Raw genomic sequence first — 15,649 nt, 5'->3', positions numbered from 1 at the left:
GGCCGCCGCCGCCGCCCGCTCGGCTCTCGACCTGGAAAACCGCGAGCGCGCCGGCCGCCAGCGCCGGCTCGAAAGCCTGGAGCGCGATCTCGGCGACTGGACCCGACGTCGCGACGCCGCCGCCAAGCGCGCCCAGGCCCTGGAGGCCGACCGCGTCAAGGCCGCCGCCGCGCTGGAGGCCGCCCGCGCCGCCCCGGCCGAACTGGAAGAGAAGCTGCTGGTCCTGGTCGACCAGTTCGACGCCGCCGAGCAGCGCCGGGCCAAGGCCAGCGACGCCCTGGAGGCGGCCGAGACCGCCCGCATCACCGCCGACCGCACCGCCCGCGCCGCCGACCAGGCCGCCGGCGAGGCCCGCGAGCGCCGCGCCGCCCTGGTGGCGCGCCTGGACGCCGCCCGCGAGCGCTTCGCCGAGATCGCCTCGAACATCCGCGAGAGCGCCCGCATGGAGCCCGAGGCCCTGGGCCGTCACCTGGCCGGCGAGGCCGTGGCGGTTCCGAAGGACGCCGCCGGGGTCGAGGCCCACCTTTTTGCTCTCGAACGGGAGCGGGATGCGATCGGCCCGGTGAACCTGCGCGCCGAGGAAGAGGCCCAGGAGTATGCCGGGCGCCTGGAGACCATGCGCATCGAGCGCGCCGACCTGTCGGGCGCGGTGGCCAAGCTGCGCGACGGCATCGAGGAGCTGAACGCCGAGGGCCGCGAGCGCCTGCTGGCGGCCTTCGACGTGATCAACAACCACTTCCAGACCCTGTTCCAGGCGCTGTTCGGCGGCGGCCAGGCCGAGCTGCGGCTGATCGAGAGCGACGACCCCCTCGAAGCCGGCCTGGAGATCTTCGCCTGTCCGCCCGGCAAGCGCCTGGCCAGCATGAGCCTGATGAGCGGCGGCGAGCAGGCCCTGACCGCCAGCGCCCTGATCTTCGGGGTGTTCCTGGCCAATCCGGCCCCGATCTGCGTGCTGGACGAAGTGGACGCGCCGCTGGATGACGCCAACGTCGACCGCTACTGCAACATGCTCGACGAGATGCGCCGCCGCACCCTGACGCGCTTCATCGCCATCACCCACAACCCGGTGACCATGAGCCGCATGGACCGCCTGTTCGGCGTGACCATGTCCGAGCGCGGGGTCAGCCAGCTGGTCAGCGTGGACCTGTCGACCGCCGAGGAACTGGTGGCGGCGCAGTAGAAAGATGCTCTCCCTGAAGGGGGAGCTGTCGCGGAGCGACTGAGGGGGAAGTGATCGCGGCATGTCAGCAGCCGCTTCCCCCTCCGGCCCTACGGGCCACCTCCCCCTTCAGGGAGAGGGTCTCAATGCGCGAACAACCCCGCCGCCATCTGCCGTAGCGGATTGCTCGGATCGGCCAGCAGCTTCACGGCCATGGCGCAGGAGATCGTCACCAGCAGCGGCCGGATCAGTCGCGCGCCGAAGCGCACGGCCAGCCGCGAGCCGAGCTGCGCGCCCAGGAAGGCCCCGACGGCCATGGCCAGGCCGATGGGCCAGATCACCGCGCCCTTGAGGATGAACAGCGCTAGCGCCCCGACATTGCTGGCGGCGTTGGCCAGCTTGGTGTGGGCGGTGGCCTTGAGCACGCCGTAGCCGAGCAGGGTGACGATGGCGACCATGTAGAAGGCGCCCGCGCCGGGACCGAAGATGCCGTCATAGAAGCCGACGATCGGCGCGATGAAGCCGGCGAACGCCGGCAGGGCCAGGCGGGCGGGGCCGTCCTCGGCCTTCAGGGCCTTGGACAGGCCGAAATAGACGGCGATGACGATCAGCAGGACCGGCACCAGGCCGGCCAGGAATTTCGGCGAAAGCAGGCTGGCGCACAGGGCGCCGGCGATCCCCGCCAGGCCCGCGGCCAGGCCTATCGGCCAGGCGGTCTTCCAGTCGATCAGGCCGCGCTTGGCGAAGGCCCGCGTGGCCGAGACCGAGCCGAACGTGCTCTGCAGCTTGCTGGTGCCCAGCGCCGCGATCGGCGACAGGCCCGACAGCAGCAGCGCCGGCAGGGTGATCAGGCCGCCGCCGCCGGCGATGGCGTCCAGGGTTCCGGCCACGAAGGCCACGCCGAACAGGATGACGAGCAGCTGGACGCTCAGATGTTCCATGGCAGGGCCCTACAAACGCGAAAAGCCGCCCGGGGGCCGGGCGGCGGCAGGCGGCGGGTGAAGGAAGGGGAGGCGGCCATGGCGCGTCTCCCCATCATTCGATCAGCCGATCAGGTGGGCCCACTGGTGGGCGCGCGAGGCCTTGCTGTTGCGGCCCAGGGCCTTCAGCTCTTCGCGGGCCGCGGCCTTTTCTTCCTTGCGGACGCGTTGCTCGGCGACTTCGGCGGCCTTGCGTTCCTTACGCTCGGCGCGCTTGACGGCCATCAGTTCTTCCTGACGGGCGACAGCTTCGAGGCGGGCGATTTCCTTGGCTTCGGCGCGGGCGGCGCGGACGGCTTCCAGTTCGGCGGCGCGCTGCTCGTCGCGCTTGTCGAAATCGGGGTCCTGAACGGTGGCCTTCGGCTTGAACTTGGCCAGCATCGCCTTCTTGGCTTCTTGCTGGGCGGTGATGCGATCGGCGAATCCGGTGTTCTTCAGATAGGACATGAAACTTCGTGCTGTTGGAGAGGCGCGTCTCTAAACCCCAAAACGCTCCAAAAAGCAATTGGAGGGGCCGCATTCGCCGACGGACGGAATGTCGCGCGCGAGCGAGCGGCCGTCTGAAAGACCCGGATTCCGTGGTCAGGCTGACCCTGCGGAAATTCCCTCGCGAAAACAGCGCCTTGCGTAGTTTCTCCACAATCTTGACGCACCGCAGCGCGCCCTATAGGTTCCGCCGCGATCAAGCCGGCCGAAAAAGCGCCTTCTTCAGGCGCGTCTGCGGGCGCTTTCGGACCTGACCGCTTCCCATGCCCAAGGCCGACGAACCGAACGACAAGGCTTTTCAAAGCCTCGACGCTCGGCTCGACGCTTTCGAGGCGCGGAAGGCGGCGGAAAAGCCCGTCAAGGCGGCGGGCGAGAAGGCATCCCAGGACGGCTATCGCCTCCTGGCGGATTTGATCGGGGGCGTTCTGGTGGGGCTCGGCTTCGGCTGGCTGCTCGACCATTACGTCGGCACGGGGCCTTGGGGGATGGTCGGCGGTCTGCTGATCGGCACGGGTCTCGCGATATTCTCCGTCGTCCGCAAGGCGACGAAACTGAGCGCGCAGGCGTCCAAGGCGAAGGCCGAGGATGTAGACAACGGGGACGGGCCAACCGCCCCCAAGCAGAAGAGAGACTAGGGCCGATGGCCGATCCGATGCACCAGTTCCAGATCCAGAAGATCGTGGAACTGCCGACCGTGACCGTTCCGGGCCTGGGCGCTATCGACCTGTCGATCACCAACTCGGTGTTCGCGATGCTGCTGGCCGCGACCCTGATCGTGGTGTTCTACGCCGCCGCCGCCCGCAAGGCCGTGGTGCCGGGCCGACTGCAGACCGTGGGCGAGATGCTCTACGGGCTCGTCGACGGATTGGCCGAGTCGATCATCGGCCACGACGGCAAGAAGTTCCTGCCCTTCGTCTTCACCCTGTTCGCGTTCGTGCTGTTCATGAACCTGCAGGGCATGTTCCTGGTGTTCACCGCCACCTCGCAGCTGGCCGTGACCCTGACCCTGGGCATCATGGTCATCCTGACCGTGGTCGGCGTCGGCTTCGCCAAGAACGGCATCAAGTTCTTCAAGCTGTTCGCTCCGTCGGGCGTGCCGTGGCCGCTGTACTTCCTGCTGGTGCCGATCGAGATCCTCTCGTTCCTGATCCGTCCGATCACCCTTGGCCTTCGTCTGTTCGGCAACATGCTGGGCGGCCACGTGGTTCTGAAGATCTTCGCCGGCTTCGTCGTCGCCCTGGGCGGCCTCGGCGTCCTGGGCTGGGCCGGCGCGGCCCTGGCCCTGTCCTCCGTCATCGCCCTGACGGCCCTCGAGTTCATGGTGGCCTTCCTTCAGGCCTTCGTGTTCGCGGTGCTCACCTGCGTCTATCTCAACGACGTCGTGCACCTCGACAGCCACTGATCACCCTTTTCTCTTCAACCTATCTCTGAATTCTCAAGGAGCCTCACAATGGAAGCGGAAGCCGCTAAGTACATCGGCGCTGGCCTGGCCATGCTCGGCATGATCGGCGCGGGCGTCGGCCTGGGCGTCATGTTCGGCAACTATTTCCAAGGCGCGCTGCGCAACCCGACCGCGGCCGCTCAAGAGCGTCCGATGCTGTTCCTGGGCATGGCGCTGACGGAAGCCCTGGGCATCTTCGCCCTGGTCATCGCCTTCCTGATCCTCTTCTCGTAATCCCCAGAGCGCGGCGAGGGCCGGCCTACGGCCCCCGCCGCGCTTTGATCTTCTAGAACCGAGCCTGCCCGTCCGCATCGGTCGGCAGGCGTTAGCTGAGAGGCGCCCTCGCCCATGGCGACGGAAAATCACGGCACGGTCGAGACGACTGAAGCCCCTGCGCACGAGAGCGGCGGTCTTCCGCAGCTCCAGTTCGAGCACTGGGGTGGTCAGATCGTCTGGCTGCTGCTCATCTTCGCCGTTCTCTACGTCGTGCTGTCGAAGGGCCTGCTGCCCCGCGTCAGCGGCGCGATCGATGAACGCGGCGCCAAGATCGCCGGCGACATCGCCGACGCCCGTCGTCTGAAGGACGAAGCCGAGGTCCAGGCCCGCGCGGCCGCGGCCGAGGTCGCCGAGGCTCGCGCCAAGGCCCAGAAGACCGCTGCGGACGCCAAGGCCAAGGCTTCGGCGCAAGCCGCCGAGCGTCAGGCCAAGGAAGAAGCCGTGGTGGCCGAAAAGCTGGCCGCGGCCGAAGCCTCGATCACCACCGCCCGCGACGAGGCCATGAGCCACGTCCGTACGGTGGCCGAGGAGACGGCCGGCGCCATCGTCGAGAAGCTGACGGGCAAGACGGCTTCGGCCGCCGAGCTCAAAGCGGCTCTGGCCTAAGGAGTAGCCGACCATGGAACACCAATCCCTGTTCAGCTTCTCCAACCCGGAATTCTGGGTTCTGGCGGCCCTGGTGATCTTCTTCGGCCTGCTGGTCGTGCTGAAGGTCCTGCCGGGCGCGCTGTTCGGCGCCCTGGACGGCTATGCGGCCAAGATCCAGGCCGAGCTCGACGAAGCCCAGAAGCTCCGTGAGGAGGCGCAAGCCCTGCTCGCCGAGGTCAAGGCCCAGCGCGAGGAAGCCGAGCGCCAGGCTTCGGCCATGCTCGAGGCGGCCACGGCGGACGCGATCCGCCTGGAAGCCGAGGCCAAGGAGAAGCTCGAGGAGCAGATCAAGCGCCGCGCCGAAATGGCCGAGCGCAAGATCGCCCAGGCCGAGGCCCAGGCCGCCGCGGACGTCAAGGCCGCGGCCGTCGACCTCGCCGCCCAGGCGGCCGAAGCGGTCCTGCTGGCCCGCGTCGCGACCGGCTCGGACCCGCTGGTCGATGCGGCCATCGGCCAGATCGGCGGCAAGCTGCAGTAGTCCTCACCGGACGGCTGAAAGATCGAAAGGCGCGGCTCGCAAGGGCCGCGCCTTTTTCTTTGGCCGGCGCCGGCGCGCAACCGTTGGGGGCGGGCGCGATCGGGCTTATCCAGGATTGCGTCGGCCGCCCTCGTCTGGGCAGATGGCGGTGACAATGGAGGGCTCATTGCGCCTTTGTGCTTCAATGATCGCCGCCGTGATGCTGGCCCTCGCCATGGCCGCGGGGCGGCCCGTGCTCGCCCAGCCGTCGGCGGGGGGCGGTCTGGCAGACGGTCGGGCGGTCCATGTGTTCGGCGACCTCCTGCTCGACTACAAGGTCAAGGCCGAGATCGGCACGGCCCCGAGGGGAGCGCCCCTGACCGACTGCTCCAACGCCGAACTGTTCTGCTCGCGCGGCAAGGTGTTCCGCTTCGTGCTGCCCAAGGCTTGCGCCGCGGCCGACAAGGCCAGGCCCGGCGACGTCTGGACGCTGGGCGACATCAGCACGACGGTGCTCGGCCGCCGGACCGTCGCCGTGTCGTCGCACGACACGCCCGGACCCCGCCTGCTGCTCGGCGATGTGAAGCGGCCAAACGTCGTGTTCGAGTACGTGCCCGGGGCCGGAATCGTCGGCGTCTATGTCGACCTGGTCGACGGGCGCGACCTGGTGGCGGCCGCCAAGGGGGCCGAGGGCGAGCGGTTCTCGCAGCTGGCGGGCCGCACCGACTACCGGCCGCGCAAGAGCTTCGACAGCCTGGGCGCCTGCGTTCCCTGATCAGGCCGTCCTGCGCCGCACCCAGCCGCGCACGGCCTTCCTGCCGCGCTTGAGCACCCGCCAGCCCGGCCGGCGCAGGAACAGCTTCTCCGACCGCAGGAGCTGCTGCCAGGCGACCAGCAGGATCTCCGGCTCGCGGCGCATCAGGCGGCGGATGGGGAAGATCAGCTTGGGGTGACGCTTCTGCCAGCGGATGAAGCGCCGCCTGGCCTGGAACGAGTTGCGTAAGACCACCATCAGCCCGATCACCAGCAGCGGCAGGCCCACGTGGCCGGGCAGGGGCGTCAGCACCGCGCCGGCCAGCAGGATCAGGACGCCCAGGGCGATCAGCGCCAGCCTGGCCACGCGGGCGAAGGTTTCGCGCACGACGAAGGCCAGCCGGCGGCGACGGAGGCTGGAAAGACGGCGAACGACCCTGGGGTCGCGCCGGGTCATCTGGAGAGGCTCACAGGGCCCCTAGACCGCGCGCTGGCCCCGGCGCTTGAGCGCCTTGCGCCAGCGCTTGGCCACGCGCCAGCGGCGCGGGATGACCAGCTTCTCGATCCGCAGGGCCTGCTGCCAGGCCACCAGCACGACCTCGGGCTCGCGGCGCAGCAGGCGGCGCAGCGGGAACACCAGCTTGGGGTGGGCGTGCTGGAAGCGGACGAACTGCTTGCGGGCCTTGAACGAGTTGCGCAGCACCAGCATCAGGCCGATGACCGTCAGCGGCACGCCCATCGGGCCGGGCAGGGGCGCGATCAGAAAGCCCGCGGCGATGAACACCAGGCCCAGAGCCACGAGCAGGCCGCGAATGATCCGGCCGAGAAGCTCGCGGGCGAGTTCGTCGGCGGCGGAGAGGCGCACGGGCGGCATGGCGATAGCGAGGTTCATGGGGGGCTGAACGGGGCTTGTGGTCCGCCGGTTTCCGGAAAAAGACCGGCCCCCTCGTCTCACAAGCTGCATATGGAAACGGGGCGCCCTTCCGTAAAGGCGCCCCGTTCCGCATTCGTGCTGCTGTTGCAGCTATTCCGCGGCGAGTGGCGCGGGGGCCACAGGTTTCCACTTCAACTTCGGCTTACGGGCCGCCAGCGTCTCGTCCAGGCGCTTGAGCGGCGCCAGGTGCGGGGCGTTCTTGAAGCGCTCCGTCTCGCCGGCCTTGGCGGCCTGCGCCAGCAGGCGCAGGGCGTCGACGAAGCGGTCGAGCTCGGCCTTCGACTCCGTCTCGGTCGGCTCGATCAGCATCGCGCCATGCACCACCAGCGGGAAGTACATGGTCATCGGGTGGAAGCCCTCGTCGATCATCGCCTTGGCGAAGTCGAGCGTGGTCACGCCGGTGTCTTCCAGCCAGGCGTCGTCGAACAGCGCCTCGTGCATGCACGGGCCTTCCGGGAACGCCGGGCTCATCAGGTCGCTGAGACGGGCCTTGATGTAGTTGGCGTTCAGCACCGCGTCCTCGGCCACCTGCTTGAGGCCGTCGGCGCCGTGGCTGAGCATGTAGGCGTAGGCGCGCACGTACATGCCCATCTGGCCGTGGAAGGCGCTCATCCGGCCGAAGGCCTGGGCGGCGACGCCTTCGGCTTCTTCCACCAGCTTGTAGCCGTTCTCGTCATGCACCACCCACGGGGTGGGGGCGAACGGGGCGAGGGCTTCCGACAGCACCACCGGACCCGCGCCCGGACCGCCGCCGCCGTGGGGCGTCGAGAAGGTCTTGTGCAGGTTGATGTGCATGGCGTCGACGCCCAGGTCGCCCGGGCGCACCCGGCCGACGATGGCGTTGAAGTTGGCGCCGTCGCAGTAGAAGTACGCGCCCGCCGCGTGGGTCAGGCGGGCGATCTCGACCACGTCGCGCTCGAACAGGCCACAGGTGTTGGGGTTGGTGACCATGATCGCGGCCACGTGGTCGCCGAGCTTGGCTTCCAGGTCGGCCAGGTCGACGCGGCCGTCGTCGGTCTGGGCGATTTCCACGACCGTGTAGCCGCAGAAGGCCGCCGTGGCCGGGTTGGTGCCGTGAGCGCTGGTCGGGGCCAGCACGGTCTTGCGGTGGCCGTTCCCGGCCGCCTCATGGGCGGCGCGGATGGCCAGCAGGCCGCACAGCTCGCCGTGGGCGCCGGCCTTCGGCGACAGGGCGACGGCGGGCATGCCGGTCAGCGTCTTCAGCCAGTGGGCCAGGCGGTCCATCAGCTCGATCGCGCCCTGCACCGTCGACTGCGGCTGCAGCGGGTGGATGTCCGACAGGCCCGGCAGGCGCGCCATCTTCTCGTTCAGGCGCGGGTTGTGCTTCATCGTGCACGAGCCCAGCGGATAGAGCGCCAGATCGATGGCGTGGTTCTTCTGGGACAGGCGCACGTAGTGGCGCACGGCTTCCGGCTCCGACAGGCCCGGCAGGCCGATCGGCTCGTCGCGGGTCAGGCCGGCCAGGGCGCCGTCGGCGGGAACCGCGTCGGGCAGGTCGACGCCGGTCTTGCTCCAGCCGCCCAGTTCGAAGATCAGCGGCTCGTCCTGCAGCAGGCCGCGGCCGCCCGACAGCGAGGCGAAGCCCGTGTCATCGTTGGAAGCTTCGGGACGGGTGGGACGTCCGACATTGTTCATGCTCATTGGACGGCTCCGGCCAGCAGCTTGGCGAAGAAGGTGATGTCGGTGTCGAGCGTGGTCTCGGTCGTGGCGACCAGCAGCACGTCGTCCAGGCCGGAGCCCGGCTCCAGGCGCGAATAGGGCACGCCGGCGATGACGCCGTGGGCGGCGAGGGTCTCGACGACCTCGGCGGCGTCCTTGGGCAGGCGCACGGCGAACTCGTTGAAGAACCTGGGGGTGAGGATCTCGACGCCCGGGATGGCCGCCAGGGCCTTGGCGGTCGCCAGCGCCTTCTGGTGGTTCAGCGAGGCCAGCTGGCGCAGGCCCTGCTCGCCCAAGAGGCTCATGTGGATCGAGAAGGCCAGGGCGCACAGGCCGCTGTTGGTGCAGATGTTGGACGTGGCCTTSTCGCGGCGGATGTGCTGCTCGCGGGTCGACAGCGTCAGCACGAAGCCGCGCTTGCCGTCGGCGTCGACCGTCTCGCCGCAGAGGCGGCCAGGGGCCTGGCGGACGAACTTTTCGCGGCAGGCGAAGAGGCCGACGTAAGGACCGCCGAAGTTCAGGCCGTTGCCGATCGACTGGCCCTCGGCCACGGCGATGTCGGCGCCCATGGCGCCCGGCGACTTCAGCAGGCCGTACGAGACGGCTTCGGTGGTGACCACGATCAGCAGCGCGCCGGCGGCGTGGGCGGCCTCGGCGATCTTGGTCACGTCGGTGGCGGTGCCGAAGACGTTGGGGGTCTGCACCACGACGCAGGCGGTATCCTGGTCGATGGCGGCGATCACCGCGTCCTCGGCGTCGATGGCGGCCGGCAGGCGCAGGGTGGCCACGCCGGCGGCGTGGGCCAGGGTCTCGACCGCGCCGACATAGTGCGGGTGGACGCCGCCCGACAGCACGGCCTTGTTCTTGCGGGTGACGCGCTGGGCCATCATCACGGCCTCGGCCGTGGCGGTCGAGCCGTCATAGAGCGAGGCGTTGGCCACATCCATGCCGGTCAGGGCGGCGACCTGGCTCTGGAACTCGAACAGCACCTGCAGCGTGCCCTGGGCGATTTCCGGCTGGTAGGGCGTGTAGCTGGTCAGGAACTCCGACCGCTGGATGATGTGGTCCACCGTGGCCGGCACGTGGTGGCGATAGGCCCCGGCCCCGACGAAGAACGGCCCCTCGGCGGCCGAGCGGTTGCGGCGCGACAGGCGCAGCATCTCGCGCTCGACTTCCAGCTCGCCGGCGTGATGGGGCAGGTCCACAGGCTCGCTGCGGCGGGCGACGGCCGGCACGTCGACGAAGAGGTCGTCGATCGAGCCCGCGCCGATCACGCCGAGCATGTCGGCGCGGTCTTCGGGGGTCAGGGGGAGGTAGCGCATGGGGAGAAGCACCTAGGATTTGTCATCCCGGCCGAAGCGCCGGGATCTCCGGCGCCCGGCGGGCGAGATCCCGGATCGACGCTTCGCGCCGTCCGGGATGACACGAAAAAAGCGGCTTAGAGCGTCGCCAGGAACGCCTCGTAGGCGTCGCGGTCCATCAGGGCGTCGACCTCGGCCGGGGTGGACAGCTTCAGCTTGGCGAACCAGCCGCCGGCTTCCGGCGCGGCGTTGACGGTTTCCGGCGCATCGCCCAGTTCGGCGTTGGCTTCCACGACCTCGCCCGACACCGGGGCGTAGACGTCCGAGGCGGCCTTGACGCTCTCGACGACGGCCAGGCCTTCGCCTTGAGCCACGGTCTTGCCGACTTCCGGAACTTCGACGAACACCACGTCGCCCAGTTGCTCGGCGGCGTAGGCGGTGATGCCGACGGTGGCGATGTCGCCTTCGACGGCGACCCATTCATGGTCTTTGGTGAAGCGCATTGTCGGGCCCTTTCTCTATGTTTGCGACGCGACGGACGCCAAAACCGGCGTCCACTTTTGGCTGTCGCGTCGGCTAAAGTTTGCGGACGTAACGGGTGGGAACGAACGGGGAGGCTACGACCTCTGCGGCCGCCGGCTTGCCCCGGACGATGACTTTCAGCGTCGCGCCGATTACGGCGTAGGCCGGAGGCACGAAACCGATCGCGATGGCGCCGCCGAAGCTGGGGCCGAAACCGCCGCTGGTGACCTTGCCGATGACGTTTCCGTCGGCGTCGGCGATGTCGGCGCCTTCGCGCGCCGGGGCGCCTTCCAGCACCTTCAGGTTCACGCGCACGCGGGCCAGCTCGCCGGCCAGTTCCTTGGCGATGCGGTCAGCGCCCAGATAGTCGCCGGCCTCGCGGCGGCTCTTGCCGACGGCGAAGTTCAGGCCCGCCTCGATCGGCGAGACCGTCTCGTCCAGGTCGTGGCCATAGAGCGGCAGGCCCGCTTCGAGGCGCAGGCTGTCGCGGGCGCCCAGGCCGATCGGCTTGACGCGCTCGTCTTCCAGCAGGGTGTTCCAGATGCGGGCGGCGTCCGAGGCCGGCACCGAGATCTCGTAGCCGTCCTCGCCGGTGTAGCCCGAGCGCGAGATGATGGCGGGAACGCCGAAGGCGGTCAGGGCCTTGGCGTCCATGAACACCATTTCGGCCGCTTCCGGCACGTGGGCGGCCAGCACGGCGGCGGCTGCGGGACCTTGCAGGGCCAGCAGCGCGCGGTCTTCCAGGCGCTCCACCGTGGCTTCGCCGGCCAGGGTCTCGGCGATGATCTTGTAGTCGTTGTCCTTGCAGGCGCCATTGACCACGACGAACAGGCCGTCTTCGTCGGGACGGGCGGTCATCAAGTCGTCGATGATGCCGCCCTGCGCGTTCAGCAGCACGCCGTAGCGCTGCTTGCCGGCCTTCAGGCCCTGGTAGTCGGCCGAGACCACCTTCTCGAAGCTCTTGGCGGGGTTCTCGCCGCGCAGGCGGGCCTGGCCCATGTGCGAGACGTCGAACAGGCCCGCATGCTCGCGGGTCCACAGGTGCTCTTTCAGCACGCCGTCCTTGTACTGCACGGGCATGGAATAGCCCGCGAACGGAACCATGCGGGCGCCGGCCGCCACGTGGGCGTCGTAGAGCGGGGTCTTCTTGAGATCGTCGGTGGACACGCGGCGGGCTCCGAAACGGGGTCGGCGACGGTTCCGGCTCTCGCCGGTTGGTCGCGCCCCCGCTGTCCCTTTGGCCTGAGAGATTCCGGCCTCTTCCAAAGAGAAGCCTTGCTCCTTCGGCGAGCCGCCCTTTCGGGAGGCTTCTTTCCAGCGTTCCTAAACCCGCGCGGTCCTTTTGCCTGAGCGTTTCCGGGGCGGTTGCGCCTTCGGCCTCGGGATCGAATCCCGATGTCTCCCGCGAGGGTCAGGCGGTCAATGAGCGAGGGCGGGGAGGGAGTCAAGCGCGGCCGAGGTCTTGGCGCGTGGGGATCCGGCGACGCCTGGATTCGAGGCGCGCGACCAACCCTCGATCGTCATCCCGGGCGGAGGCGCGAATGCGCCGCAGACCCGGGACCCAGGGGCGACCGCATTGCGCCGGCCCCTGGGTCCCGGCTCTCCGCTTCGCTGCGGCCGGGATGACGAGGTTTAGAGTGCGCGGGAGAAGGCTTGGCCCTCAGCCCTTCTTCACCGCGCCGCCCTGGCCGACGAAGCCCAGCACCAGGAACTGCAGCGTCGCGCCCATGGCCACGCCCAGCAGGGTGACGCCCAGCCAGGCGGACGGTCCGGGCGTCGGGCCCATGCCCGAGCTCGCCGTCCACAGATAGACGCCCCAGACGAGAGCGGCCCCGGCCACGGGGCCGATGAAGGCGAGGTTGGCCTTCTCGCCCAGCCGACGCCGGCCGATGATCACCAGCACCGCGCAGCCGACGATCTGCACCAGCGGCCCGACCAGGTTCAGCGGAAAGCTCGCCTTGTCGGGCAGCGCCGAGGTGCACAGCATGGTCAGCACGATGGCCAGGCAGCCGATCGTCCAGTAGCGGCGAACGCCGATGGGGCCTTCCTTCACTTGAAGGCGATCAGGCGTGGGGCATGGCCGCGCGCACCTGGGCGCGCAGCACGTCGATGGGGGCCAGGCCCGCGTCGGTCTTGAAGTGCCAGTAGGTCCAGCCGTTGCAGGCCGGGGCCGACTGCACCATGGCGCCGATCTTGTGGATCGAGCCGGTCAGGTCGCCGACCGCGATCGAGCCGTCGGGGCGCACCTTGGCCGCATGGGCGCCCTTGGCGCAGTACAGCGTGTCGCCCGGATGCAGCAGGCCGTTCTCGACGATGACGCCGAACGGCACGCGCGGCTCGGCGCGCTTGGAGCCGGTCATCTCCAGGTCCTGCGGCGCGATCGGCGTCACCTGGGCGATGCGGGTCTTGGCGTGCTCGACATATTCGGCCTCGCGCTCGATGCCGATGAACTTGCGGCCCAGGCGCTTGGCGGCCGCGCCCGTGGTGCCCACGCCGAAGAACGGATCCAGGATCACGTCGCCCGGCTTGGTGGTCGACAGGATCACCCGGTAGAGCAGGGCTTCGGGCTTCTGGGTCGGGTGGGCTTTGGCCCCATCGGCGCCCTTGATGCGCTCCTCGCCGGTGCACAGCGGGATGGTCCAGTCCGAGCGCATCTGCACTTCGTCATTGGCCATCTTCAGGGCGTCGTAGTTGAAGGTGTAGCGCTTGGCGTTCTGGCTCTTGGAGGCCCAGATCAGGGTCTCGTGGGCGTTGGCGAAGCGGGTGCCCTTGAAGTTGGGCATCGGGTTGGTCTTGCGCCAGATGACGTCGTTGAGGATCCAGAAGCCCAGGTCCTGCACCGCCACGCCGACGCGGAAGATGTTGTGATAGCTGCCGATCACCCAGATCGCGCCATCGTCCTTGAGCACGCGGCGGGCGGCCTTCAGCCACTCGCGGGTGAACTTGTCGTAGGCGGCGAAGCTCTCGAACTGGTCCCAGTGGTCGTCGACCGCGTCGACCTTGGAATTGTCCGGGCGCAGCAGGTCGCCGCCGAGTTGAAGGTTGTAGGGCGGGTCGGCGAAGATCAGGTCGACCGACTTCTCGGGCAGGGCGTTCATCGCCTCGATGCAATCGCCCTGAATGATGGTTTCCGGCCCGAACGCCATGTCCGCTTCCTTGCAAAACACCCAACGGAATCATGGAGTCCCGTGGTTACCCGGGAATGAACGGTCATGGTTAGCCACTGGTTAATCGCGATTCGAAAAACGGTTAACAGTGCTTGATGTTCTGCAAATGTTCTCTATCGTGAACTCGACCGGGGCGCGAAGCGTCCGGCCGCTTTGACGAGGTTGGGGGATGTGAGGGGGGCATGGCGTTGATCCGCGGGTTCATCGCGTCCAGCCTCGACGGCCGCGTCGCCGACGCCGGCGGCGGGGTCGAGTGGCTGGCGCCGTTCCGGAAAGTGGATCCCGGCTACGGCGCCTTCATCGATCTGGTGGGCACGGTGGTCATGGGCCGGTCGACCTATGACCAGATCCCCAGCCTCGGCATGGGCTGGCCCTATGCCGGCAAGCGCGGCTTCGTCGTCACCTCCCGGCGGGGCGATCCGGTGCAGCGCGGGGTGAGGTTCTGGCGCGAGGGGCTGCCGGCCCTGGTCGCCCGCCTGCGCGACCTCGACGACGGCGACGCCTGGGTGGTGGGCGGCGCGGGGCTCCTGGCGGCTTTCGCCGAGGAAGGCGCGCTGGACCGCCTGTCGCTGCTGATCGCCCCGGTGTTGCTGGGCGAGGGGCGACCGCTGTTTCCCGAACGCGGCGGCGCGCCCAGGGGCCTTGTCCTGCGCGGCGCGGCCTCGCTGGCCATGGGCGTGGTGCGGCTGGACTACGAGCTTTTGCCGCTCAAGGCGGCGCGCGGACGGGGGCGGGCGGCGGCGTCGGACGGGGCCGAGGCGTGAGGGGGCGTTAGCTTGCGACCCATTGCGGAACGTCGGTCGATTGCGACAATGACGATATGCACAGCGCCACTGCCTACGAGCGTCGAGCGACCCTGACCATAGATCAGCTTCAGCGGCTGAGGGCTGAACTCGTCGACGAGGTCGGGAAGTATAGGGTCGCTATCCGAGGCTATTCGTCCCAAAAAAATGGCGCAACATGGCGCCCCCTATTTGGCGCAGCTCGAAGCACGGGTTGCCGAGATTGACGCCCAGATCGCTAATCGAATGTAGGTCCGCAAGCCGCCTGGCTGACGTTCCAACCCCCGCCCCTGGCGGCTGGGCTCCACCTCCATCCTCGGCGCCGGCGCCAATTCCCGCTCTCGACCCGTCGCGGACGTCGGGAACGACCGTCAAGGAACCAGGATGATGCTTAAGTCGGGAGCCGAAGCGTGAGGTCGGTGCGGGTCTCAGGCCTTTTCCTGGCGCTGCTTGCGTTCAGCTACGCGAAGTTCGCCTCGGCGCAAGCCGGCCCGCGCGCGGAAGCATCCAGCCGCCCGGAAGGGCGATGTGATCAGGCGTCCTCCCAGGCCAAGACGTTCAGCTGCTACTTCGAGCTGGCGGCGACATCGCGAGCAGAAGTCCAACGTGCGTTCGATCGCAGCCTTGAAAGCGCGATGGCCCGAGACAGGGAATTCAATGCCTATCCACGCGCGCAGGGCATGCCGAGCGCATCGCTGGCCGAACGGTTGAAGCTCTCCCAAACCGCATGGCTGCAATACGCCGACGCCCAGTGCGGGCTCGAAGGGGAGACCTCGTTTGGCGGCAGCGGAACCGATATCCTCGACGCGGCGTGTCGCTACCGGATGAATTCGAACCGCCTCCAGGAACTCGAAGCGGCGCGCCAGCTGCTTGAGCGTTGAAGATCCGCCTGGCCAGCCAGGGGCGGCTGTCTGCCCTGGTCGGACGTTGCAACTAGCCGTCCTGTCCAGGCATGGTCGTGGAATGTCCGTCCTGTCACAGACCCTCGTTGCAACCAGCGTCATCTACTACAGCCCGCTGGATGAGGGAGCGTTCTTTGAGTGGCTGGATCGGATCGATTGCG

The 15,649-nt window shown here is 68.8% G+C and carries 18 protein-coding genes, 2 pseudogenes and 1 riboswitch; of the genes and pseudogenes, 9 read left to right on the top strand and 11 right to left on the bottom strand.

Translation table 11 applies throughout. The features are described 5' to 3' along the window. Positions 1-1,180 (top strand): annotated as a pseudogene (locus AC1DCG_RS23390) (chromosome segregation protein SMC); the annotation flags it as partial. Between the two features lie 122 nt (positions 1,181-1,302). Here AC1DCG_RS23390 and AC1DCG_RS23385 read toward each other — a convergent pair. Together AC1DCG_RS23385 and AC1DCG_RS23380 are read right to left on the bottom strand one after the other, a co-directional pair. After that, a complete protein-coding gene (locus tag AC1DCG_RS23385) occupies positions 1,303-2,100 on the bottom strand; it encodes a TSUP family transporter (RefSeq protein WP_477030793.1) in 798 nt (265 codons plus the stop codon). Between the two features lie 102 nt (positions 2,101-2,202). Then, on the bottom strand, positions 2,203-2,586 hold the full coding sequence (locus AC1DCG_RS23380; protein WP_477030792.1) for a DUF6481 family protein: 384 nt from the start codon (positions 2,584-2,586) through the stop codon (positions 2,203-2,205). A gap of 302 nt (positions 2,587-2,888) precedes the next feature. Here AC1DCG_RS23380 and AC1DCG_RS23375 point away from each other — a divergent pair, with 302 nt between their 5' ends. From AC1DCG_RS23375 to AC1DCG_RS23350, 6 genes are all read left to right on the top strand, one after another. After that, a complete protein-coding gene (locus tag AC1DCG_RS23375; protein WP_165257519.1) occupies positions 2,889-3,260 on the top strand; it encodes an AtpZ/AtpI family protein in 372 nt (123 codons plus the stop codon). A 5-nt stretch (positions 3,261-3,265) separates the two neighbouring features. Continuing rightward, positions 3,266-4,027: a F0F1 ATP synthase subunit A gene (locus AC1DCG_RS23370; RefSeq protein WP_116564839.1), complete on the top strand. Its 762-nt coding sequence runs from the start codon at positions 3,266-3,268 to the stop codon at positions 4,025-4,027. A 48-nt stretch (positions 4,028-4,075) separates the two neighbouring features. Continuing rightward, positions 4,076-4,300, top strand: coding sequence for a F0F1 ATP synthase subunit C (locus AC1DCG_RS23365; protein ID WP_101713756.1), 225 nt, complete (start codon positions 4,076-4,078; stop codon positions 4,298-4,300). 114 nt (positions 4,301-4,414) lie between these two features. Continuing rightward, positions 4,415-4,948, top strand: coding sequence for a F0F1 ATP synthase subunit B family protein (locus AC1DCG_RS23360; protein WP_477037195.1), 534 nt, complete (start codon positions 4,415-4,417; stop codon positions 4,946-4,948). A 13-nt stretch (positions 4,949-4,961) separates the two neighbouring features. Continuing rightward, positions 4,962-5,468: a F0F1 ATP synthase subunit B gene (locus tag AC1DCG_RS23355; protein WP_165257515.1), complete on the top strand. Its 507-nt coding sequence runs from the start codon at positions 4,962-4,964 to the stop codon at positions 5,466-5,468. Positions 5,469-5,664: 196 nt separating this feature from the next. Continuing rightward, positions 5,665-6,222: a hypothetical protein gene (locus AC1DCG_RS23350; protein WP_477041698.1), complete on the top strand. Its 558-nt coding sequence runs from the start codon at positions 5,665-5,667 to the stop codon at positions 6,220-6,222. On the opposite strand, the gene AC1DCG_RS23345 is transcribed toward AC1DCG_RS23350, so the two are convergent. The 9 genes and pseudogenes from AC1DCG_RS23345 to AC1DCG_RS23305 all read right to left on the bottom strand — a co-directional run bounded on the left by AC1DCG_RS23345 (position 6,223) and on the right by AC1DCG_RS23305 (position 13,783). Then, positions 6,223-6,657, bottom strand: a complete 435-nt coding sequence (locus tag AC1DCG_RS23345; RefSeq protein WP_477030789.1) for a hypothetical protein — start codon at positions 6,655-6,657, stop codon at positions 6,223-6,225. It abuts the gene before it with no gap. A 21-nt stretch (positions 6,658-6,678) separates the two neighbouring features. After that, the gene (locus AC1DCG_RS23340) at positions 6,679-7,092 is read right to left on the bottom strand and encodes a hypothetical protein (RefSeq protein WP_101713760.1); all 414 of its coding nucleotides are present in this window, start codon (positions 7,090-7,092) and stop codon (positions 6,679-6,681) included. Between the two features lie 132 nt (positions 7,093-7,224). Further along, a complete protein-coding gene (gcvPB, locus tag AC1DCG_RS23335; RefSeq protein WP_477030788.1) occupies positions 7,225-8,796 on the bottom strand; it encodes an aminomethyl-transferring glycine dehydrogenase subunit GcvPB in 1,572 nt (523 codons plus the stop codon). After that, on the bottom strand, positions 8,793-10,136 hold the full coding sequence (gene gcvPA, locus AC1DCG_RS23330; protein ID WP_477041697.1) for an aminomethyl-transferring glycine dehydrogenase subunit GcvPA: 1,344 nt from the start codon (positions 10,134-10,136) through the stop codon (positions 8,793-8,795). Before gcvPA ends, gcvPB begins: the two co-directional genes overlap by 4 nt. Positions 10,137-10,252: 116 nt before the next feature. Beyond that, a complete protein-coding gene (gene gcvH / locus AC1DCG_RS23325) occupies positions 10,253-10,618 on the bottom strand; it encodes a glycine cleavage system protein GcvH (RefSeq protein ID WP_477030786.1) in 366 nt (121 codons plus the stop codon). 73 nt (positions 10,619-10,691) lie between these two features. Continuing rightward, positions 10,692-11,804: a glycine cleavage system aminomethyltransferase GcvT gene (gene gcvT / locus AC1DCG_RS23320; protein WP_477030785.1), complete on the bottom strand. Its 1,113-nt coding sequence runs from the start codon at positions 11,802-11,804 to the stop codon at positions 10,692-10,694. Positions 11,805-11,961: 157 nt separating this feature from the next. Beyond that, positions 11,962-12,052, bottom strand: a riboswitch (glycine riboswitch). A 105-nt stretch (positions 12,053-12,157) separates the two neighbouring features. Next, positions 12,158-12,262 (bottom strand): annotated as a pseudogene (locus tag AC1DCG_RS23315) (hypothetical protein); the annotation flags it as partial. A 35-nt stretch (positions 12,263-12,297) separates the two neighbouring features. Beyond that, on the bottom strand, positions 12,298-12,690 hold the full coding sequence (locus AC1DCG_RS23310) for a hypothetical protein (RefSeq protein ID WP_477030784.1): 393 nt from the start codon (positions 12,688-12,690) through the stop codon (positions 12,298-12,300). Positions 12,691-12,700: 10 nt separating this feature from the next. Next, complete coding sequence (locus AC1DCG_RS23305) at positions 12,701-13,783, bottom strand: site-specific DNA-methyltransferase (protein WP_165257503.1); 1,083 nt, start codon at positions 13,781-13,783, stop codon at positions 12,701-12,703. A 203-nt stretch (positions 13,784-13,986) separates the two neighbouring features. Between AC1DCG_RS23305 and AC1DCG_RS23300 the strand changes: the two genes are divergently transcribed. Together AC1DCG_RS23300 and AC1DCG_RS23295 are read left to right on the top strand one after the other, a co-directional pair. Beyond that, on the top strand, positions 13,987-14,568 hold the full coding sequence (locus tag AC1DCG_RS23300) for a dihydrofolate reductase family protein (protein ID WP_477030782.1): 582 nt from the start codon (positions 13,987-13,989) through the stop codon (positions 14,566-14,568). Positions 14,569-14,996: 428 nt separating this feature from the next. Then, the gene (locus AC1DCG_RS23295; RefSeq protein WP_477030781.1) at positions 14,997-15,467 is read left to right on the top strand and encodes a lysozyme inhibitor LprI family protein; all 471 of its coding nucleotides are present in this window, start codon (positions 14,997-14,999) and stop codon (positions 15,465-15,467) included. The last annotated feature ends 182 nt before the right edge of the window (positions 15,468-15,649 follow it).

It is taken from the genome of Caulobacter sp. 10L414 (assembly GCF_056395525.1).
Note: the sequence above shows the minus strand (reverse complement) of the source record. Positions and strands in the feature narration are given on the sequence as shown.